At 35.8% G+C, this 19,086-nt stretch carries 24 protein-coding genes and 1 riboswitch; of the genes, 6 read left to right on the top strand and 18 right to left on the bottom strand.

Annotated elements, in window-relative coordinates; all coding sequences use genetic code 11:
* Positions 1-776 precede the first annotated feature (776 nt).
* The 5 genes from HNQ85_RS14870 to HNQ85_RS14850 all read right to left on the bottom strand — a co-directional run bounded on the left by HNQ85_RS14870 (position 777) and on the right by HNQ85_RS14850 (position 3,317).
* On the bottom strand, positions 777-932 hold the full coding sequence (locus HNQ85_RS14870; RefSeq protein ID WP_181538511.1) for a YvrJ family protein: 156 nt from the start codon (positions 930-932) through the stop codon (positions 777-779).
* A gap of 135 nt (positions 933-1,067) precedes the next feature.
* The gene (locus HNQ85_RS14865; protein ID WP_181538510.1) at positions 1,068-1,289 is read right to left on the bottom strand and encodes a DUF2922 domain-containing protein; all 222 of its coding nucleotides are present in this window, start codon (positions 1,287-1,289) and stop codon (positions 1,068-1,070) included.
* A 20-nt stretch (positions 1,290-1,309) separates the two neighbouring features.
* Entirely contained in the window at positions 1,310-1,528 is a 219-nt protein-coding gene (locus tag HNQ85_RS14860) for a DUF1659 domain-containing protein (protein WP_181538509.1), read from the bottom strand.
* Between the two features lie 140 nt (positions 1,529-1,668).
* A complete protein-coding gene (locus HNQ85_RS14855; RefSeq protein WP_220129251.1) occupies positions 1,669-2,934 on the bottom strand; it encodes an ATP-binding protein in 1,266 nt (421 codons plus the stop codon).
* A 137-nt stretch (positions 2,935-3,071) separates the two neighbouring features.
* Positions 3,072-3,317: a YueH family protein gene (locus tag HNQ85_RS14850; RefSeq protein ID WP_181538508.1), complete on the bottom strand. Its 246-nt coding sequence runs from the start codon at positions 3,315-3,317 to the stop codon at positions 3,072-3,074.
* 224 nt (positions 3,318-3,541) lie between these two features.
* On the opposite strand from HNQ85_RS14850, the gene HNQ85_RS17885 reads away from it, so the two are divergent.
* Positions 3,542-3,670: a hypothetical protein gene (locus tag HNQ85_RS17885; RefSeq protein ID WP_281363475.1), complete on the top strand. Its 129-nt coding sequence runs from the start codon at positions 3,542-3,544 to the stop codon at positions 3,668-3,670.
* Positions 3,671-3,806: 136 nt separating this feature from the next.
* On the opposite strand, the gene folE is transcribed toward HNQ85_RS17885, so the two are convergent.
* Both folE and HNQ85_RS14840 read right to left on the bottom strand, forming a co-directional pair.
* A complete protein-coding gene (gene folE / locus HNQ85_RS14845) occupies positions 3,807-4,406 on the bottom strand; it encodes a GTP cyclohydrolase I FolE (protein WP_181538507.1) in 600 nt (199 codons plus the stop codon).
* Between the two features lie 184 nt (positions 4,407-4,590).
* Complete coding sequence (locus HNQ85_RS14840; protein WP_181538506.1) at positions 4,591-5,184, bottom strand: cell wall hydrolase; 594 nt, start codon at positions 5,182-5,184, stop codon at positions 4,591-4,593.
* Positions 5,185-5,516: 332 nt separating this feature from the next.
* On the opposite strand from HNQ85_RS14840, the gene HNQ85_RS14835 reads away from it, so the two are divergent.
* The gene (locus HNQ85_RS14835; RefSeq protein ID WP_181538505.1) at positions 5,517-6,026 is read left to right on the top strand and encodes a sigma-70 family RNA polymerase sigma factor; all 510 of its coding nucleotides are present in this window, start codon (positions 5,517-5,519) and stop codon (positions 6,024-6,026) included.
* Positions 6,027-6,118: 92 nt separating this feature from the next.
* Here HNQ85_RS14835 and HNQ85_RS14830 read toward each other — a convergent pair whose 3' ends face one another.
* Positions 6,119-6,313, bottom strand: coding sequence for a hypothetical protein (locus tag HNQ85_RS14830; protein ID WP_181538504.1), 195 nt, complete (start codon positions 6,311-6,313; stop codon positions 6,119-6,121).
* 15 nt (positions 6,314-6,328) lie between these two features.
* Complete coding sequence (locus HNQ85_RS14825) at positions 6,329-7,783, bottom strand: ATP-binding protein (protein WP_181538503.1); 1,455 nt, start codon at positions 7,781-7,783, stop codon at positions 6,329-6,331.
* Between the two features lie 386 nt (positions 7,784-8,169).
* On the opposite strand from HNQ85_RS14825, the gene HNQ85_RS14820 reads away from it, so the two are divergent.
* Together HNQ85_RS14820 and HNQ85_RS14815 are read left to right on the top strand one after the other, a co-directional pair.
* Positions 8,170-8,694 carry a hypothetical protein gene (locus HNQ85_RS14820; protein WP_181538502.1) on the top strand — a complete coding sequence of 175 codons (525 nt, stop codon included), beginning with the start codon at positions 8,170-8,172 and terminating at the stop codon, positions 8,692-8,694.
* 256 nt (positions 8,695-8,950) lie between these two features.
* The gene (locus tag HNQ85_RS14815; RefSeq protein WP_111643501.1) at positions 8,951-9,127 is read left to right on the top strand and encodes a YkvS family protein; all 177 of its coding nucleotides are present in this window, start codon (positions 8,951-8,953) and stop codon (positions 9,125-9,127) included.
* Between the two features lie 168 nt (positions 9,128-9,295).
* Here HNQ85_RS14815 and queF read toward each other — a convergent pair whose 3' ends face one another.
* Genes queF through queC form a run of 4 tightly spaced genes read right to left on the bottom strand, consistent with a single transcriptional unit; the run spans position 9,296 to position 11,653 of the window.
* Positions 9,296-9,793, bottom strand: coding sequence for a preQ(1) synthase (gene queF / locus HNQ85_RS14810; RefSeq protein ID WP_181538501.1), 498 nt, complete (start codon positions 9,791-9,793; stop codon positions 9,296-9,298).
* Positions 9,794-9,822: 29 nt separating this feature from the next.
* Complete coding sequence (gene queE / locus HNQ85_RS14805; RefSeq protein WP_181538500.1) at positions 9,823-10,554, bottom strand: 7-carboxy-7-deazaguanine synthase QueE; 732 nt, start codon at positions 10,552-10,554, stop codon at positions 9,823-9,825.
* Entirely contained in the window at positions 10,554-10,991 is a 438-nt protein-coding gene (gene queD, locus HNQ85_RS14800) for a 6-carboxytetrahydropterin synthase QueD (RefSeq protein ID WP_181538499.1), read from the bottom strand. Before queD ends, queE begins: the two co-directional genes overlap by 1 nt.
* Positions 10,991-11,653: a 7-cyano-7-deazaguanine synthase QueC gene (queC, locus tag HNQ85_RS14795; protein WP_181538498.1), complete on the bottom strand. Its 663-nt coding sequence runs from the start codon at positions 11,651-11,653 to the stop codon at positions 10,991-10,993. Before queC ends, queD begins: the two co-directional genes overlap by 1 nt.
* 80 nt (positions 11,654-11,733) lie before the next feature.
* Positions 11,734-11,778: riboswitch (PreQ1 riboswitch) on the bottom strand.
* Between the two features lie 418 nt (positions 11,779-12,196).
* Between queC and phoU the strand changes: the two genes are divergently transcribed.
* Positions 12,197-12,856, top strand: coding sequence for a phosphate signaling complex protein PhoU (phoU, locus tag HNQ85_RS14790; RefSeq protein ID WP_181538497.1), 660 nt, complete (start codon positions 12,197-12,199; stop codon positions 12,854-12,856).
* Between the two features lie 38 nt (positions 12,857-12,894).
* Here phoU and HNQ85_RS14785 read toward each other — a convergent pair whose 3' ends face one another.
* From HNQ85_RS14785 to HNQ85_RS14770, 5 genes are all read right to left on the bottom strand, one after another.
* Positions 12,895-13,389 (bottom strand): ferritin family protein, encoded by a 495-nt coding sequence (locus HNQ85_RS14785; RefSeq protein WP_181538496.1) that lies wholly within the window; start codon positions 13,387-13,389, stop codon positions 12,895-12,897.
* Positions 13,390-13,620: 231 nt separating this feature from the next.
* Entirely contained in the window at positions 13,621-13,749 is a 129-nt protein-coding gene (locus HNQ85_RS17455; protein WP_220129250.1) for a DUF6254 family protein, read from the bottom strand.
* A gap of 261 nt (positions 13,750-14,010) precedes the next feature.
* Positions 14,011-14,502 carry a LiaI-LiaF-like domain-containing protein gene (locus HNQ85_RS17450; RefSeq protein ID WP_220129249.1) on the bottom strand — a complete coding sequence of 164 codons (492 nt, stop codon included), beginning with the start codon at positions 14,500-14,502 and terminating at the stop codon, positions 14,011-14,013.
* A 246-nt stretch (positions 14,503-14,748) separates the two neighbouring features.
* A complete protein-coding gene (locus HNQ85_RS14775) occupies positions 14,749-15,825 on the bottom strand; it encodes a YkvI family membrane protein (RefSeq protein WP_181538494.1) in 1,077 nt (358 codons plus the stop codon).
* A 154-nt stretch (positions 15,826-15,979) separates the two neighbouring features.
* On the bottom strand, positions 15,980-16,744 hold the full coding sequence (locus HNQ85_RS14770; RefSeq protein WP_343046535.1) for a FixH family protein: 765 nt from the start codon (positions 16,742-16,744) through the stop codon (positions 15,980-15,982).
* A 208-nt stretch (positions 16,745-16,952) separates the two neighbouring features.
* Here HNQ85_RS14770 and HNQ85_RS14765 point away from each other — a divergent pair, with 208 nt between their 5' ends.
* Positions 16,953-19,079, top strand: a complete 2,127-nt coding sequence (locus HNQ85_RS14765) for an ATP-dependent Clp protease ATP-binding subunit (RefSeq protein ID WP_181538493.1) — start codon at positions 16,953-16,955, stop codon at positions 19,077-19,079.
* Positions 19,080-19,086 lie beyond the last annotated feature (7 nt).

Here is a 19,086-nt window from a genome sequence, read left to right as displayed (position 1 = left end):
CCCTTCCATTTCTTTTATTGATGTAAATGATGTAAATATTGAAGCTGCACATCAAAATAAGCTTTAATTTCCATAATTTTTATGTTCACCTTTACTTCGAATCATTTTTTTAACCTAGAATATAGTACATATGTATACCTTCAATGTCTTTTTCCCTCATAAAACAGTTCTAAAAAATCGCTTTTCCTACAAATTAAGAATCCTCTTGTCCCTGCTTCTTGGTTAATGAACGGAATAAAAACATCATCTTTTACAACGGTTCATGATATAACATTGCTAGAAAAGGAAAATATCCCCTCATCCAACTTAAAGTGAACCGCTTGTAATCACTAGAAGAATCGTTATGAAAATAAAATATATTTGTATTTTCATAGTCTCATCAATAAAAATAACGAGCCAATGATAAAAGCATGATAACAGCCACAATTGCCATTACAATAGCAAGTCTTTTTTCTTGTTTATCGAACAATATACTCCCTCACTTTCACACAGTTTATTCACCTTCATAACAAACTCGAATGAATCAGAAAGAAACATATACACCCTTTTTCGTTAAATCATAGATATGATTATAATATTAAAATAACATGCTTGTTTTTAATAAAAAAAATCCTTTCCTAAAATGTTAGGAAAGGATTTATAAGTTATTTTTTCTAACTCATTGGCTAACACAGTAACTTGAGAAATCACTTCGTTAACGTCTGCTACAACACCCACATCCCCTTTTATTTCCTTATCAATTTTTCCCTTATGTTTCTCTCTTTCATGCTACACCTTTACTGTAATATATTTCTCTGTTCGGCTAATTGTTGTGGCAAATTTTGAATGGAATCAATAATAGAATCTAATTTTGCTTCAATTCGATGCAAGAGATAAAAGGTAACAACAATTGGAAATCCAACATCTGATATAAAAGAGACATACGGTTCCAATTTTTCTCTCCTTTTACATAAATATTATAATCCAAACATAAGCAATATAGAAAAATATTCCTTCAATCCTTGAAAAGAATTTAGAACATGATATTAAGAAGGTCAGCTCAAATCCTCGAGCTGACCCTTTTTCGCTTAGGCTAATACCAATTCTGTTACTTCACTTGCAAGCAATCTTGCACCTTTTTTAGCAACCAAATCACCGCCGCTCGATACAAAGACATTTGCCGTAATAATTGCATCCATGACTGTCGAAACGGCTGCTGCATTAATGGGTTCAATCGGATTTTCAATTAAAATGCGAACAATTTTTCCTGCTTGATTAAGAAACTGAAGTTCCAGAGCCTTCTCCACCATCCCGCTACCTTACCTCCTTTTTAGTTCGTTACTAAATGTTTGTCATTTCGCTCAACTTGTGTTAATGGGTAGATTTGCAATGATGCAATAGCTTGAGCTACAGAGAGAAGCTGTTCAGCTGTTGCGCTCGTTTTAATGTTGTTGAAATTTTTATTCTTATATTTCATTTTGCCGTTCTCGTCTGTGCCAAGCTCAAATACTAAACGAAGCTGTGAATTTTGAATCAATGTTTGCGCCACTCCCTCTTCACCTCCTTTCACCTTAACTATCGCTGTGAAACGGAAAAAGGATACCCACAATTTTCAAAAAGTTTTTTATTCTACGTTCTTTCCATACAAAGGCATAGAAAAAGCCAAACGCTTTTGCGTTTGGCTTTTCTTTAAACTTCATCCTTATGGAGCGGCAGTGTCACATACACCGTTGTGCCTTTACCAACCTCGCTGTCAATATTTAATGTTCCTTTATGCTCCTGGACAATTTTTGTACTTGTTGTCAGCCCCAGTCCCATCCCTTTCTCTTTTAATGTAAAAAACGGTTCGCCAATTTTTGCGAGACGCTCTTTTGAAATGCCAACACCCGTATCCTTTATACAAATTTTACTATCATTCTCTTCTTCACTGATTGTTATATCAATAAAGCCGCCTTTTGGCATCGCTTCGATTGAGTTTTTAATAATATTAATAAATACTTGAATAAGTTGATTTTTATCCCCATAGATTATTGAATTTAAACCATTGTTATTTAATCTAATGGTTACATTATTCAGCATTGCCTCATGCCCGATTAAATTGATAACATAATCCATTACTTCGTTTAGCGGGAACGGTTTATAACAATAACTTTGTGGCTTTCCTAATACTAACAACTCACTAATAATTTGATTAATCCGTTCCAGTTCGTCCAAAACAATTTGAATATACGACTCTTCCACCCGTTTTGTCTCTTTCATTATTTGTATAAATCCTTTGATAGAAGTGAGCGGATTACGTACTTCATGAGCAATGCCAGCCGCTAATTCCCCTAAAACAGAAAGTTTTTCTTTTTTTAAGAGAAGAGATTCTGCGAGCTTTTGTTGCGTAATATCCCGTCCAATCGTTAAAATCCCTTTCCGTTCACCATTTTCATAAAAAAATGGTACTTTAATCACATCGAATGTTTTCATTTCTCCTTCTGGCGTCACAAACGATTCTTCAAATCTTGACAATTCTCTAGCTTTCCATGTCTCTTCGTCTGTTATCACACAGCAATCGAAAACTTCACTAAAAAACGGTACGATTTCTCCTAGTTCTTTATCGTTTTTTCCAAAGTAATCGACGTTCTCCAATTTATAAAGTTTTTTACCAAAATCGTTTACTTTCAGCCAACGGCCTTTACTATCTTTCAAACAAACGAAATCAGGCATTGAATTAATTAACGTAGACATCAGCTGTTTTTCCTCAGTCAATTTCCGTAGCTGCTCTCTTTTTTTTAACATCATACAAAGAAAAAACACTGAAACAACAATAAATATACTGCCTTTTCCTATTTCAATTATTAATCGTACAACTCCATCAACATTCAAAAAATAAACAAGTATGTCTGTTAACACAATCCAAGCCACACTAAAAATAATATATATCGGCACAATATTGGGCTTCGTAAACAATTCGTCATCGAGCTCCTAACGTGTTTTATATGATTAATCAACAGAGAGTTTGCCTCTTTTCTTCACAAAACTCAGTAATGAGAAAAGCGGTGAAACCATGAAAAGCTTCACCGCTTTTTCATCTGCGTCAGACACCATTACATTTCGCGAATCCAAGATAAGATTTTCCTAGATAACTGTTCTGCCTTTTCATTCGGTAACATTCTACCCAATGAAACAAGAAGGCGTCTTTTCAGTTCTTCCGTCTCTTCCTCATAACCGATTAGCAACGACCACTCTATATCTGGAATCGCGACAACTCTATATTCTTCTTTCTTATTTTCATAAATATAAATGTTTGTAACTGCTTTCTCATCTAAAATATTAGCCTTTCGTATCTTCATGTTTATTCTCCCTCTTAAAACTCAATGGAGCAAAACAAAGTTATACATTTTCATTTTAGCAACTTTTAATAAAATGTTCAATTACCAAAATATGGAAACTATTATTCTGTGGATATAACCAAAATATTTCCAATTATAATAAAACCAACCAAGTTTTTTTCCGAAAATTCCGTTGATTTATAGCAATGAAAGTGCGAAAATATAATAAAAAGGAAGTGAGTACGATGAAAATCATAAAAAATATGCTTATGTCTTATTTAACCGTCATTATGATTCTTATGTTGCTTCCTGCTTTTTTAATTACAAATGATATTAGTTTAATCGAAGAACTAATCTCTTCCATGAATCGATAAAATATACAATATCATCTCATTATGCAAAAGCAGCCATTTTATAAAGGCTGCTTTTGTATGAATAAATAATATATTACGAAGACCCTATTTCTTACAAATTAAGCTGACGCAAATCTGTAATCATACACATCCTCTTCTATATTTCCTTATTTAACATTTTAAAGAATCGTTCTTCATAATAATTTGGAAGTTCATCTGAATGGAATACACCACTTTTCGCAATCGTTCTTGTTAAGCTTCCAGGCTTCTTAATCCCTCGCATCGTCATGCACATATGCTCCGCTTCGACTACGCAAATGACACCAAGAGGATTAACGACTTTTTGAATGGTATTCACTATTTCGTTAGTGATGCGCTCTTGAACTTGCGGACGGCGTGCAAATACATCGACTAATCGCGCAAATTTACTTAAACCAACGATTCGTTCATTCGGAATATATCCAATATGTACCTTCCCAAAAAACGGAACAAAATGGTGTTCACAAACACTGTAAAAAGGAATATCTTGAACAATCACAATATCTTTCGTTCCTTCTGCCGGAAACGTTTTTTGCAAAATTTCTTCCGGATTTTCATGTAAGCCGCTAAAAATTTCCCGATACATTTTTGCGATGCGTTTCGGCGTTTCAATCAATCCTTCACGCTCAGGGTCTTCACCGATTAATTGAATAATTTCGTAAAAGTGATGTTCTATTGGATCAGCAGCTACAAACGGCTCCTTTAATTTTTTACTCATAAATCTTTTCTCTCCTATTCTAATGTTTCAATTTTGTACAAACATGTTATCATAATATGTCATTTTTCGCCAAGTATTAAGATGCTTATCATAAAAATACTTAATAACATGCAACATAATGAAGAAAGGGGCTAACCTAAAGTAAATGTCAGCCCCCACAATCATTTAATAAGTGGATGTCCTCTTACTTTGCAAATACATGATTTCCAATAACAATCGTTACTTGTTTAGAGCGCAGCCACTGGCTTTTCGCCGTTTTTGGATTATAGAAATAGAGTGAACCGTTTCCTAAACCGCGAAAAGCAAGAGCTTCTTCAACAGCACGATATGCTTCACGGTCTGCTGGTTTATTAATTTCCCCGTTTTGCACTGGAGTGAAAGCATAATGACCGCCAGAGCGCTCATAAATTACCTCTTTAATCGTATTCGGAAAATCAGGATGGTCAACGCGATTTAATACAACCGTTGCTACTGCCACTTTTCCGGCAAATGGCTCCCCTTTTGCCTCAGCATGTACAAGTCGTGCAAGTAAATCTTTTTCAGCAGCTGAAATTGTATCAGGTACACGCAAAGTTTGTCCAACTAATAACAAGTCGCTTCTTTTATTATTTACTCTCTTTAACTCTACTAAAGAAACTCCGTAATCTTTTGAAATCGTCCAAAGCGTTTCTCCTTGCCTCACTGTATGAACGGTTGTTTTCGCCTCAGCCTCTTGTTGAGTAAACATCATAGTAGTGAAACATACCGAAGCTAATGCTAGTGCTTTTAACTTTTTCATAAAATTCCCTCCTAGTCATTCGCTCTCTACTAGACTAGCAAGGATTTTTTATCCTATCATTATCTAAATATTGGAAAAATGTGATATACCTTGATATTGCAAGTTTTATAGACCGGCTGGAAATTTTTCCGGAGCATCTAAAATAATGATAAATTCCATTTTTTACATTACATAAGCAAGTAAATAAGCTATTTTCCATTCACTTTTTCCTGTTTTTTGTAAATTGAATCCATCATTTCTTGAATTCCTTTATTTGCTCTGTTTATTTTTCTTTTTTATGTTAATAGTACCGCGGAATACACAAAAGCGCGCTTTTAGAAAGGAATTTAGAGGTGAAGCAAGCTTTTGAAGAACTAGTAACCGCCTATCATCCGATGATTATTAGCATCATTAAAAGACTTCATATCACAAAAGATTTTGATGAATATTATCAAATAGGGCTCATCGCCTTATGGGAAGCTTATGAACAATTTCAAAACGAAAAAGGAAATTTGTCATCATTTATTTATAAAAAAATATATTGGAAAATCGTTTCTCATTTACGGAAACAACTAAATACCAAGGCAAGTGAATGCACATTTACACATGAAATGACCGAAATTTTAGCTGCTTCTCCTATTCAGCGGGAATTTAGCGAAAAACAACTAGAAACGATATTCAAAGATTTAAGTCCGTATCAACGAAAATGGTTAATTGCTAATATATTTCAAGGGAAAAATTTAAAAGAAATCGCCTCTGAGGAAGGAGTGTCTATCGGTGCAGTCAAACAATGGCGCGTTAAAGCATTACGAAAACTGCGGCGAAGATGGCGTGTGTATGAAGATTTATTTATAACCCCTTAGCATACACGCAGAAAGCTTCAATTAGACATCTATTGTTTATATTTATAAAAAACCGACTCTATTTTAAATGAACAGAGTCGGTTTTTTGGTGTCTAGCTGCGCGGCTCCTTTAAGTATTGATAAATGATATCTCCGCCTTGCTGGGCAATGCCACGAAAATGTTTAAAATCCTCTCGCTTTACAAGCACGGAACGAAACGCCATAAAATCCTCTTTTTTGATTCGCAACTCAGAAATTTCACCATCCCGCAGCTTGTTTAACAGCTCAGTTGCCAACTTTTCATCCATAGTTACCCCACCTTATCATTTTGCTATATATTGTGTCTCATCAAATAAAGGAAGAGTAATTGTAAAAGTTGTTCCTACATTCACCTGGCTGGAAACGGAAATGGTGCCGTGATGATTCTGGACAATGTTATACGTAATCATTAACCCAAGTCCTGTTCCTTCCTTCTTTGTACTAAAGAAAGGCTGACCGATTTTTTCCAGATGTTCTTCCGGTATGCCACATCCTTGGTCGATAACAGAAATATTCACAAAACCCCCATCTTTTTCCATATTAATAAAGATATGTCCGCCATTCGGCATCACTTCAATGGCATTTTTAATTAAATTAACAAACACTTGTTTTATTTGTACTTCATTACCGTAAATAACAATTTCCTCATTCGGAAAATGTTTATTGATAATAATATTATGCATGATTGCCTGTGTCTCAAGCAATAACGATACTTCCTGAATTAATTTTTTCAATGAAATTGGCTTCAATTCCGTGGAACGAGGTTTAGCAAGAAATAACAATTCATTCGAAATCGTTTCAATCCGCTCAAGCTCCGATTCCATAATATCCCAATAATCACTTTTCGTTTTCAAATCTAATTTCATCAGCTGCAAAAATCCTTTTAACGCCGTCAGCGGATTGCGGATTTCATGGGCAATTCCAGCTGCTAACTGTCCAGCCATTGAAAGCTTTTCAGCTTCAATTAATGTTCTTTCTGTTTTTTTTCGTTCTGTAACATCTCTAATGAGCAATTGAAATGCTTGTTCTCCCTTATAATTCGTAGGAATGATCATCACTTCTGATTGGAACGTATTACCGCATACCGTTTTCCACACGAACTCCATCGGTCCAACGGTTTGTGCGCTTTTCATATATTCACTTTTCCATATTTCATAATGAGCAGAGTGTAAAAAATCATAAATAGATTTTCCGATAATTTCTTTTACATGATTCGCCTTAAATAAACACGTGCTTGCTTGATTGGCAAATACAATTTTTTCTCCACATACAATAACCACAGCTTCTAATAAGTGATTGACCAAAGCCTCATATTGACCTAATTTCTCATTATACAATACCTCTAATTCACTTTCTTGAACGGTTGTTTCCCTCATAATAAGAAGTATCCCTTCTATTTTACGATGAAACGAGCTTCGCAAGACAGTAGCAGCTACTTGCATATATTGAAACTTACCAGTCTTATTACGAATTCTCATCTCTAATTCAAAATAATCCTCATTTGTTGCTATAACACTTTCTAATTTCTGTATAAAATGATCATAATCTCTAAAATAACAATAATCTTTAAAAGAAGTCTGCACTACTTCATTTTGATGATAGCCAAGGAGTTCATGGATATATATAGAAGCATATGTAATATAGCCATCATTTGTTAGACGAAGTAAATATGGGGGATTAGCTGTCAATAGAAATGATTGTTTGTTATTGTGCGTAAACATTGTAAGCCTGTCTTGCATATGGTTCCCTTCTTTAAATGAGATGCTCATTTTTCACATTTGTATTGTAACTTATGAAAAAAATTCACGCTAGTATTTTCTGACAATTTTTTATTTTATCTCTATAAATCAAACTTGATTTTTCAATATAATTTAAAGACTCACATTTTTGATCTCTATCACTTCTAATCAGAGCAAAAGCTCGACTCCACAATGTTATTCATATGTCAAAAATTTAAGTTGGATTTACATCTTTATATTAAATACACTGTTTCCTTTTGTCCATAAGTGGATAGATACCCAATTTTTCCATTTAAAACACCATTTTCATTTGTAAACATACAATATGGGTGGGTATGTGCCATAGGCCATATTCACTAAAGAGTATAAAAGGAAGGAAGATAAACATGAATAGTTGGAATCCTTATATGTATCATCAAATGTCTTATAACGAAAACTTTCATATCGATGAAGAGGGGGATACACCTCGCAACGCTAACGAATCAGCACAAAATATAGAGCCAGTGATGGAGAACGTTCCAATGCCGGCGAACATTCCAATGCCGACAATGCCAGCAACTTATTCCCACATGGTACCAACGATAACAATGCCAGCTGCTTACCCGCATACGGCTCCGATGATGCCAACAGATTGTGGCTGTTATTATCCAACTGGATATCACTATCCAATGTTCACATGTGAAGAAAGCGTAATACCGTGGGTTACTCCGACGTTTCCAATGATGGGTATGGCTGGAACGATACCAAGTATGACGTCTCCGATGGTGGAAACAACGGGGCCTATGATGGGAACAAACATGCCAGCGCCGACAACAAGTTATCCTACAGCACCTTTCATGCATGATCAGTTTACTCCAAGTCCTTCTCCTACAATGGAATACAGATACGATTCTTACTATCCGTATCGATGAAATAAAGCTGCATTAGTGGGGCTCCCCCACTAATGTTCATTAATCATTTAATGATGATTGCATACTGATGATTGGAAAAATTAACTATATTTTATGATAATGACATGAAACTCTTGACTACATAGATACAAGAGGTTTAGCAAAAAGAAAATACCGAAAAATTTTAAAAAAATAGGAATAATCCCTCTTTACGAATAGGGAAAAATAGGGCAGACTATAAAAAAGAGTTTTTTATAAAAAGTAAAGGAGAGAACCAATGAAAAAAGCAGAAGTAGGAAACATTATCGAATTTAAAAACGGGTTGCGAGGAATCGTTGAAAAAGTAAATGAAAACTCCGTCATTGTTGATTTAACGTATATGGAAAACTACAGAGAACTAGATTTACAGGAACGCACTGTAGTCAATCACAAAAATTATAAAATTATTGAGTAAGCAAAAAGAGACTGGCCCGCAAGCAAAGTGTCAGACCCCACAACACAATATAGATAAATGATCATATATTGTGGAATGCGCGTGAGGTCAGACACTTATGGGTCAGGTCAGCCCCTTCGATACAAATACGCAAACAAATCTAATCTATACCCACTAGTTTTAAGCCTCTTATCTGTTATCTACTTTTTCTGGATATAAATCATGGTTCATCAGACGATATTCCGCCATCTTTTCATATTTTGTCCCAGGACGTCCCCAATTACAATAAGGGTCGATGGAAATGCCGCCGCGCGGTGTAAATTTGCCCCATACTTCAATATAGCGCGGTTCCATCACTTTAATTAAATCGTTCATGATAATGTTGACACAATCTTCATGGAAATCACCATGATTGCGGAAACTAAATAAATAAAGTTTTAATGACTTGCTTTCAACACACTTTTTATCAGGGATGTAGCTGATATAAATCGTCGCGAAGTCCGGTTGTCCAGTTTTTGGACAAAGGCTTGTAAACTCCGGACAATTAAACTTCACGAAATAATCACGATCAGGATGTTTGTTATCAAATACTTCTAAAATTTCTGGGCTATATTCAAACAAATATTTCGTTCCTTGATTTCCTAATAAAGTAACACCTTGCAATTCTTCATCTTTTCTTCCTGCCATATCCCTCTTCCTTTCTTGAAATCATTTATTTAAACACCGCGTTTGTTGCCCCACACAAGCGCATGCAGCTGCGGCAAAACGCGTGCGTCGTTCATTTCCTTTGTTTGTACTGTTTTTTCAATAAGCCATTCTAATTTCTCGAGTAACTTTGTTCTTAATGTAAAATCATCCAATTCGGCAACATCCTCATTTCCTACTTGCAAATAAAACGGGATATTCGGATAACGGGCATGAACAAATTTCGCATAAGCAAAATCTTTTTCGTCAAATACGACGACTTTTAAGCTGACATTTGCCACACGTTCCCTCTTGCTTAACCGCTCAATAATATCATCGAGAACAGCAAAGTCCGTATTCATCCCTGAGCTTGGCGGCTTTGGGGAAATCGTTAAATCATCAATATCATAAAACCAGTCTTGCCAACGGCTTCCCTGCGTCTCTAAAGCAACGCGAATCTTATTTTCCTTTAAAAGAGAAATCAACTCATCCAACGCTTTAATTAATGCCGGGTTGCCGCCGGAAATTGTTACATGATTAAAACGGTCCCCACCAAGCTCTACAAGACGGTTCCAAATTTCTTCCGCTGTCATTTGACGAATTTCCTCTTTTGCTGAGCCGTCCCATGTAAAAGCGGAATCACACCAGCGGCACGAATAGTCGCATCCTGCTGTTCTCACAAACATCGTTTTTTGTCCGATGACCATTCCTTCTCCTTGAATCGTCGGACCAAAAATTTCAAGAACCGGGATTGTTTTTGCCATTATTGTTTCCCCGCTTTCGGACGATACACGACATAGCTTGTCGGTGTTTCCCTAACAAACACTTGCAAGCACTTCGGTTGATTCGGCAGCGTATCAAGATAATTTTGTACGATTTCCCAAATCTTCCGAGCAACAACCTCTGTCGTCGGAAAATCATTGCTGTTTTCATCATTAAACATATCTTTATGATCATTCATTAATGTATGATCAAACTTGTCATGCACTAACTTTTTTAAATGCTGAAAGTTAACGAGAAAGCCTGAATCATCTAATTCATCACCGGCAACAGTAATGTTAACAAAATACGTATGCCCATGAATGTTTGCACATTTTCCTGCCGCTTCATGCGGAATAAAGTGCGCAGCAGCAATTTGCATATCTTTGTTTAATTCATATTGAAAATGATGGGGCACTTGTGGATAAATTTGCTGAAGCATTATACATTCGCCCCTTCCTTTTCAGCTAAATATTGTTCTAAGCCACGTTTACGCAATAAACATGCCGGACATTCACCGCAACCATCAGCGATAATGCCGTTATAGCATGTTAACGTTCTATTTCTTACAAACTCAAAAGCCCCGAGCTCGTCTGCCAATTTCCACGTTTCTGCTTTATTGAGCCACATTAATGGCGTGTGAATGACAAACTGATAGTCCATTGCTAAATTAAGTGTCACGTTCAACGATTTAATAAACACATCGCGGCAATCAGGATAACCGCTGAAATCTGTCTCACACACACCCGTAACTAGATGACGTGCACCGCTTTGCTTGGCTAACACAGCAGCAAATGATAAGAACAATAAATTTCGCCCGTCGACGAATGTCGATGGAAGCTCTCCTTCTTTATGTGCGATTTGTATATCATTTCTCGTTAGTGCGTTTGGAGCTAATTGGTTTAATAATGACATATCAAGAACCGTATGCTTAATACCTAAATCTTTTGCAATGGAAGCAGCAACTTCAATTTCTAGCTTATGGCGCTGGTTATAATTAAACGTGACTGCTTCCACTTCTTTAAATGTTTTTAACGCCCAAAACAAGCATGTTGTACTATCTTGGCCGCCACTGAAGACAACAACAGCTTTTTCATTTTTCACAGCAATCGCTCTCCTTTCTTTTTTTGTAAAAGAAGAAAGAGCGTTCTAAAACAAAAAAGCTATACCCTCTAAGGATATAGCATTCCCTAGTTTTTTATAGAGGGTTGTTCTAGAACCTCTCGGGGCTGACTTCAGTAAAGTGTCAGCCTCCACCACTACAATATATGATGCTTAATGCACGCTTAGTGCATTACATATTGTGTGAGGTTAGACACTTATCGTCAACCCCATTTCTTCTTCAATTTTCCTAAGCTAATATATCATACTTCTTACTATATGCACTAGTAAAAAGCGATATTCACAAAAAATTCCTCCCAAACATTTTTCAGTCCACCTTATAAGAAAAGCAACGTAAGCTCTCTTTCCTATTGCGAAAACTTCCAGTGTAAAAAATGTAAACAAATTTAATCGAAATTTAACAAAAATTATAAATATTTTTTATATATCCATATAAATTATTTATTATAATGATGATAATTATTTTATATTCTTTTAGACGAAAAACAATCGTAACAAGTTACTTACAACAAGGAGGGATGGCGGATGAATAATCGCTCAAGTTTCGATGCCGCTTTACAAAATCTAAAAGAAAAGTTAATGCAAATGGTTTCATTGTCACAAGAAGCGCTTGATGCATCAATTGAAGCATTACAGCAGCAAAATCTAGAAAAAGCAGATGAAATCATTGCAAATGATAAAAGAATTAATCAAATGGAAAAAGAGATTAATGATCTTGCTATTACCATGATTTTACGTCAACAACCTGTTGCTTCTGACTTGCGCCGCTTAATTGTTGCCTTAAAAATTTCATCGGATATTGAACGTATTGGCGACATCGCTGTAAATATCGCGAAATCAGTGAAATTTATCGGCAAGGATCCTCATGTTAAGCCCATTGTTCATATTCCGAAGATGGCAAACATCGTTCAGCAAATGCTTCACGATGCTCTTCATGCTTTTAATGCAGAGGATATTCAAGAAGCACATCGTATCGCAAAAGTCGATGATCGCGTTGATGAACTACAAGGACAAATCATTCAAGAACTAATTGAACTAATGAGCCAAAAGCCTGAAGCTATTCAGCAAGTTACGCAACTATCATTTATTACGCGAAATTTAGAAAGAGCAGGAGACCACATTACAAACATTGCCGAAAACATTTTCTACATTGTCAAAGGAGAACGTGTCGACTTAAATTACTAAACGCGTTCATAAAAAGAGTCAGGAATTCCTGACTCTTTTTATCGCAATTCGCTAAGTAAAAAACTAAAGCGCAAAGCATGCTCAATCTCATCTGTCATTGCAAGAAAAAATACATCGCGAATCGTTTGATCCTGTGTTGCTAAATAAGCATTACGGTAATCTTCATACGCTTCTAACTCATCTTTTCGAGCAAGCTCCAGTCCCTCTTTAAACGTATCAAAAAAGACTTCTTCTGTTTTGTATACAGGGTGTTTTCCTGTAATCATTACATATAAGTTAATAAATTGCTTTAAATGATTTTTCTCATCCTCTAATGCATGCAAAACATCTTCTCTTATCTTTTCATTTGGCGCCTTCTTCGCAAGTTGCTGATAAAATTGAACGGCAGATGCCTCTCCTTTAATTCCGTTCAAAATCATATCAGTCATTTTCCGGTATTGTCCATTATTTCGATATAATAATGTTGGTTGAAAAGAAACTACATGCTGGCTTTGATGCGGATAGTAGCTAGGAAACGAATAGGAATAGTACATAGAAAAACACCTCACCCATTTTTAGTCGTAACATTATATGTTTCAATAAAAAATGGGTGTTTAGCTGGAAAATATAAAAAAACCATAATAACCCGAACAATATCTAATCTAGTTGCCCTAAATCAAATAGCTCCAACTCCTAGGTTAGCCATTCATTCTGTTCTTTTATTAATAAATATTATTGATGATGTTAAAAATAAAAAACATGCAGAAAAACTCTGCATGCTGTTTTCATTCTTCTTTCTTCTTTACTCCCGTATCTTCGGCTAATTCAGCAAATGATTTTACTTTTCCATGAGGATTTTGTGATTGCTTTCGGACAGTCCATTGTCGTTCTTCCTGACGCTTCGATTGAGTCATCATTCATTCTCCTTTAATTATAGTAGTCAATATTTAGAATGACGCACTTTTATCATTTTATCCTCTAACCCAACACAGTTGTTAATTCTGAAGATTCAATATATATATTAAAGAAGTTAATATAATTGCTCAAAACTTTACAAATACCATTCACGAAACAACAGCAGGATGGGAAAATACATGAGGCTACAGCTCTCTCAAACGCTGTTTTTCCCCTTCGGAAGCTTTGTATCGCTTTCATTTATAAATAAAACCGACTTTCTATCGAGTCGGTTTTATTATCTTCAATAAACTTGACACATATTGCTTCTTATAATAAATCAAATAAACACAACCGCCGACGAAAAGAAACGGCCATAAATAAATGTATGAGAAACCATCGGAAAACATGATCAAAACGGCAAGAGCTGCCGATAACATAACCGGAGTAGAAAAATCTTCATTTTCTCCGAATATTTGCCACTCGAATAAACCTAATGCCATTCCAAGAAGATAAAGTGACCATACAAAATGATAGTTGTCATCACTTAACACTAAATTTCCTAACGAAAGAGACATTCCTCCCGGTAACAAAAGAAAAGCCAAATTTTTTCGGGAACCGCTGAGAAAATAAAAAACATGAATAGTAACACCTAGCGCAAACATGAGTAAGGGCCATAAATTGGTCCAATAGACATCAATTATATGAAACGTTTCTAAAGTAAAGAACACTCCTATTGCTAAAAAAATAAGATATTTACTAAATTTCCCCACAAACATTTACCCTCCAACACCGCAAAGTTTCTATATCACCAATATATTAGCAAAACATTAACTGTGTCATTTAGCTGTTTTATGATTATGTAAACATTTCATTAAGTAATACTAAAACGGAGTGTTCTGACAACAAGAACAAGTAATCATTAACATTAAAACCATTTATTTAAATATATGTTTCATCTTTGATTATGTGAGAAATTTTTCACAAGGTCAATACACTTTCTAAAATACAACAGCGCATTATTTTCTTTCAGGAACTTTGCGGTATACTAACAAAATAAGAAAGATAAGACTTGTATAACCGAAAAGCGGATATAAAAACGACAACAAAGCACTATAATCAACCAGGCTAATAAAATAGATAATCATCAAAAGAATGCAAAGGAGGAAAATGTTTGGAATCGAAAAGAAACTACGCAGCTGCCTTTGCAGTCCGAATATTCCTCCGATAAGCGAAGTGAAAATTTCACCGTAAATCACAAATATATACACCCAATAAAAAGATATGAAAAATGTTTTTACGACTTCAGCCATCGGAATATCATACAGCAACAAATTAGGTATTGCTAGTAACGAAATATGGCTGCTTACTAACACTATAGATAATACCACTCCGCCTAATATAGCTCCTCTTTTTATAATCTGTTCATTGTTTATTTCACTCGCCAACGGAACAAGTACAATTTGCGCCATCGCTAAGTTAAACGCAACATAAGCAAATGGAGAAAGCAGCCACTTTAAAGAGTAATCATAGAAAAAGGAAAAAGTGCTTACTTCCAAATCAGGCAAAACAATGCATGAAACGATGATACTAAATAAGATCATCATTGGAACAATAACAAGGTTGACACTGAATAGTCCTTTTAATCCAAAAATCATTACAATAAATGCAAGCAAAATGGTTACAAATATCCCAAGCTGCTTAGACAATCCGAGCTGTTCCTCAAAAACCGCTCCAGCCCCTGACAACATTACAGATGAGACTCCTAACGCAATTAACGTCATCATCAATGTAATAAATGAACTAATTGTTTTTCCAAACAAATAATCGTTTAACTCTTTATAAGAAGAAGCGTTTATTCTTCCGGCGATAATCATCATTCTAGTGCCAAGCCAAATAAATAGCAAACCGCTGATCAATATACCGATAAGTCCAAACAAGCCGTATTGCGTAAAAAATTCTACTATTTCCTTTCCAGTAGCAAATCCCGCCCCAATTACCGTACCAACATAAACCGCTGCTACTTGTACAGCTCCAGACCATTTTGCTGTCTCCAATTTGTTCCCCCCTGTCTTCCTTGTCCTACATATAGTCATATATATGAAAAAAAAGACACGGAAAGACGAACATAATAAAAAACTGTCTCAAAAACAAAGGGACCGACACCTCCAACGACAATATTTATGGACAATAAGAGCAGACAGCCATAAATATTGTAAGCATCGAAGAAGTCAGTCCCTTACGAGATCATTATTGTACAACGATTTTTTCAACTTGATGTTCGTGAATATCTCCTTTTTGTACATGAATTTTTACAAAATAAATTCCCGGTTCAGTGAACTTTTTTACTGCTTTATATTCTCCATTTCCTCCCTCTTTCGCGTCAATAAATTCATGTTTTTGCGCATTTTCCTTCCAAACTTCAAATTTTACTTGTGCTTCCGATAAAGGTTGATGATCCGTCTGAACGTTGGCGATCAAAGCGATATCAGTATTGATTTGATAAGTTTGCTCGTTTCGAAATGCAATCATAACATGCGAATGATGATGACCATGATGTTCACCTTCATGCTCATTTTTATCCTTTGAACGATTTTCAGAATTAGCTGTTTGGTTTTCGCCTACCGTAATTTCTTTCTTTGGCATATTATGCATGCTTCTAGCAGTAACATGTGCAACGATTGAATAAGTTCCCGGCTCGGTAAATGTTTTTTTAACAGAATATTTCCCTTCTCCGCGATGCTCACCTAATAGCATTTCATGATTTTCCTCGCCATTTTTCCAAATTTCAAATTTCACTTCATCCGCATCAGTTACTTTCTCTTTTCCATATGTAACAAGACAAGCGATTTCTGTTTCTTTGTTTAGCTCAATTTTCTCTTCTGTTTGAATTTTTACATCAAGAAACGCCAATTCTTCCGCTTCTTCATTTTCTTCATTCTTTTGTGCGCAAGAAGATAAAATCCCAATGATGATCATCAAAACAAGTGCTGCAAGAAAACTTTTTCTGTTCACGATTTTCTCTCCTTTATATATTTTTCTACTCCTCACTATATCATATTGTCCTTCTTTGTATTTCCATTTTCACAAATCGGTCAAAATAATTTCTCATCTTTTTCATAAAAAAATTTACATAAGGTACTTGAAAGTCAAAAAAGGTCAAAGTATAATAAAGTCGAAAAGGTCAAATATAGTCAAAGTCAAACAAAGGAGGTTGAGAATTATGCTTTGTCAATCTTGTCAGCAAAGCCCAGCTACAGTGTTTGTAAATATGCAATTCAACAACGAGAAAAAACAATTGCACCTTTGCCGCACATGTTATGAAAAACAAAATATCGAAATTCCATCCAGCTTTGGTTTCGACAACCTTTCACACTTTCCATTTGACGAATTATTGAACGGGTTTGCTGAACCAAACTTATTTGAAGTAAAACAGCCAACTTCTCCACAAATGCAGCGTGGAAAAGGCGGTGGCTTTTTAGATAGATTCGGCCGCAACTTAACACAGCTTGCCAAAGCCGGTCTCATCGACCCTGTTATCGGCCGTGATAAAGAAATTGAACGTGTGATTGAAATTTTAAACCGGAGAAATAAAAATAACCCTGTGTTAATCGGTGAACCAGGTGTAGGTAAAACCGCGATCGTTGAAGGGCTTGCATTAAGAATTGCCGAAGGAAATGTGCCAGCGAAGCTTTTAAACAAAGAAGTATATTTACTCGATGTTGCTTCCCTTGTGGCCAATACCGGTATCCGTGGTCAATTTGAAGAACGAATGAAACAATTAATTGCTGAATTGCAACATCGTAAAAATATTATCTTATTTATCGATGAAATCCATCTGCTTGTCGGTGCTGGCTCTGCCGAAGGTTCTATGGACGCGGGCAATATTTTGAAACCTGCATTAGCGCGCGGCGAGCTTCAAGTTGTCGGTGCAACGACATTAAAAGAATATCGTCAAATCGAGAAAGACGCGGCGCTTGAACGACGCTTCCAACCAGTAATGGTACATGAGCCAACAATCGAACAAGCCATTGAAATTTTAAAAGGCATTCAAGAAAAATATGAACAATTCCATCAAGTGAAATATACAGATGAAGCGATTAAAGCGTGTGTCACATTATCCCATCGCTATATTCAAGACCGCTTCCTACCTGACAAAGCAATCGATTTATTAGATGAAGCAGGTTCTAAAGTAAACTTGCGTACCGGTCCAACTGATGAAAAACAAATTCAAGAGCGCCTTGCTCAGCTAGCAAAAGAAAAAGAAAAAGCTGCAAAAGAAGAAAACTACGAATTAGCAGCAAAACTTCGTGCTGAAGAATTGAAACTGGAAAAACAATTAGAAAATAAAACAGAAAAAGCAATTGTAGACGTAGCTGACATTCAAAAAATTATTGAAGAAAAAACAGGCATTCCAGTTGGTAAACTTCAAGCAAGTGAACAAGCAAAAATGAAAAACTTAGAAGAAAATCTCGCCAAGAAAGTAATCGGACAAGCAGAAGCGGTGAAAAAAGTGGCAAAAGCGATTCGTCGCAGCCGTGCTGGATTGAAAGCAAAAAACCGCCCAATCGCTTCATTCTTATTCGTTGGACCAACTGGTGTTGGTAAAACAGAATTAACGAAAACACTTGCCGAAGAATTATTCGGTTCTAAAGACGCAATGATTCGTCTAGATATGAGCGAATATATGGAAAAGCACTCTGTGTCTAAATTAATCGGTTCACCTCCAGGCTATGTAGGCCATGAGGAAGCTGGTCAATTAACAGAAAAAGTACGCCGTAATCCTTACAGCATTATCTTGTTAGACGAAATTGAAAAAGCGCATCCTGATGTGCAGCACATGTTCTTGCAGATTTTAGAGGACGGTCGCTTAACGGACAGCCAAGGCCGTACGGTAAGCTTTAAAGATACCGTTATTATTATGACAAGCAATGCGGGAGTAACTGACAAAAAGATTACTGTTGGTTTCGGCAAAGAAAACAGCCGAACAAGCATCCTTGATTCATTAAGTTCTTACTTTAAACCTGAATTCCTAAACCGCTTCGACGCGATTATCGAATTTCAACCGCTTGAAAAAGAACACATGTTACAAATTGTAGAACTTATGCTTGACGAACTAAAAGCAACATTAAAAGAAGAAGGCATTCAAGTTGACATTTCTCAAGAAGCGAAGGAAAAACTCGCGGAAATCGGCTATCATCCTGCATTCGGCGCTCGTCCGCTTCGCCGTGCGATCCAGGAACACGTAGAAGATCAAATTGCTGATTTGCTTCTTGATGAAGAAGAAGTAAAAAATATTTATATTACTATTGAAAATGACCGCATTGTTGCTAAATCAGAGGCAAAATAACAATCCC

Source organism: [Anoxybacillus] calidus (assembly GCF_013760845.1).
In the GTDB taxonomy this organism is placed as follows: Bacteria; Bacillota; Bacilli; order Bacillales; family Anoxybacillaceae; genus Paranoxybacillus; species Paranoxybacillus calidus.
The sequence above is the reverse complement of the archived record's forward strand: the minus strand, read 5'-3'. Positions and strand labels throughout refer to the sequence as shown.

Coding starts and splice junctions, on each gene's coding strand:
- folE (WP_181538507.1), bottom strand. CDS start 4,406: ATGAGTAAAAAATTAAAGGAGCCGTTTGTAGCTGCTGATCCAATAGAA.
- HNQ85_RS14865 (WP_181538510.1), bottom strand. CDS start 1,289: ATGGTGGAGAAGGCTCTGGAACTTCAGTTTCTTAATCAAGCAGGAAAA.
- phoU (WP_181538497.1), top strand. CDS start 12,197: ATGAATAATCGCTCAAGTTTCGATGCCGCTTTACAAAATCTAAAAGAA.
- HNQ85_RS14815 (WP_111643501.1), top strand. CDS start 8,951: ATGAAAAAAGCAGAAGTAGGAAACATTATCGAATTTAAAAACGGGTTG.
- queF (WP_181538501.1), bottom strand. CDS start 9,793: ATGGCAGGAAGAAAAGATGAAGAATTGCAAGGTGTTACTTTATTAGGA.
- HNQ85_RS14785 (WP_181538496.1), bottom strand. CDS start 13,389: ATGTACTATTCCTATTCGTTTCCTAGCTACTATCCGCATCAAAGCCAG.
- HNQ85_RS14830 (WP_181538504.1), bottom strand. CDS start 6,313: ATGGATGAAAAGTTGGCAACTGAGCTGTTAAACAAGCTGCGGGATGGT.
- queE (WP_181538500.1), bottom strand. CDS start 10,554: ATGGCAAAAACAATCCCGGTTCTTGAAATTTTTGGTCCGACGATTCAA.
- HNQ85_RS14840 (WP_181538506.1), bottom strand. CDS start 5,184: ATGAAAAAGTTAAAAGCACTAGCATTAGCTTCGGTATGTTTCACTACT.
- HNQ85_RS14825 (WP_181538503.1), bottom strand. CDS start 7,783: ATGCAAGACAGGCTTACAATGTTTACGCACAATAACAAACAATCATTT.
- HNQ85_RS17455 (WP_220129250.1), bottom strand. CDS start 13,749: ATGACTCAATCGAAGCGTCAGGAAGAACGACAATGGACTGTCCGAAAG.
- HNQ85_RS14820 (WP_181538502.1), top strand. CDS start 8,170: ATGAATAGTTGGAATCCTTATATGTATCATCAAATGTCTTATAACGAA.
- HNQ85_RS14850 (WP_181538508.1), bottom strand. CDS start 3,317: ATGAAGATACGAAAGGCTAATATTTTAGATGAGAAAGCAGTTACAAAC.
- HNQ85_RS14775 (WP_181538494.1), bottom strand. CDS start 15,825: ATGACTATATGTAGGACAAGGAAGACAGGGGGGAACAAATTGGAGACA.
- HNQ85_RS14765 (WP_181538493.1), top strand. CDS start 16,953: ATGCTTTGTCAATCTTGTCAGCAAAGCCCAGCTACAGTGTTTGTAAAT.
- HNQ85_RS17885 (WP_281363475.1), top strand. CDS start 3,542: ATGAAAATCATAAAAAATATGCTTATGTCTTATTTAACCGTCATTATG.
- queD (WP_181538499.1), bottom strand. CDS start 10,991: ATGCTTCAGCAAATTTATCCACAAGTGCCCCATCATTTTCAATATGAA.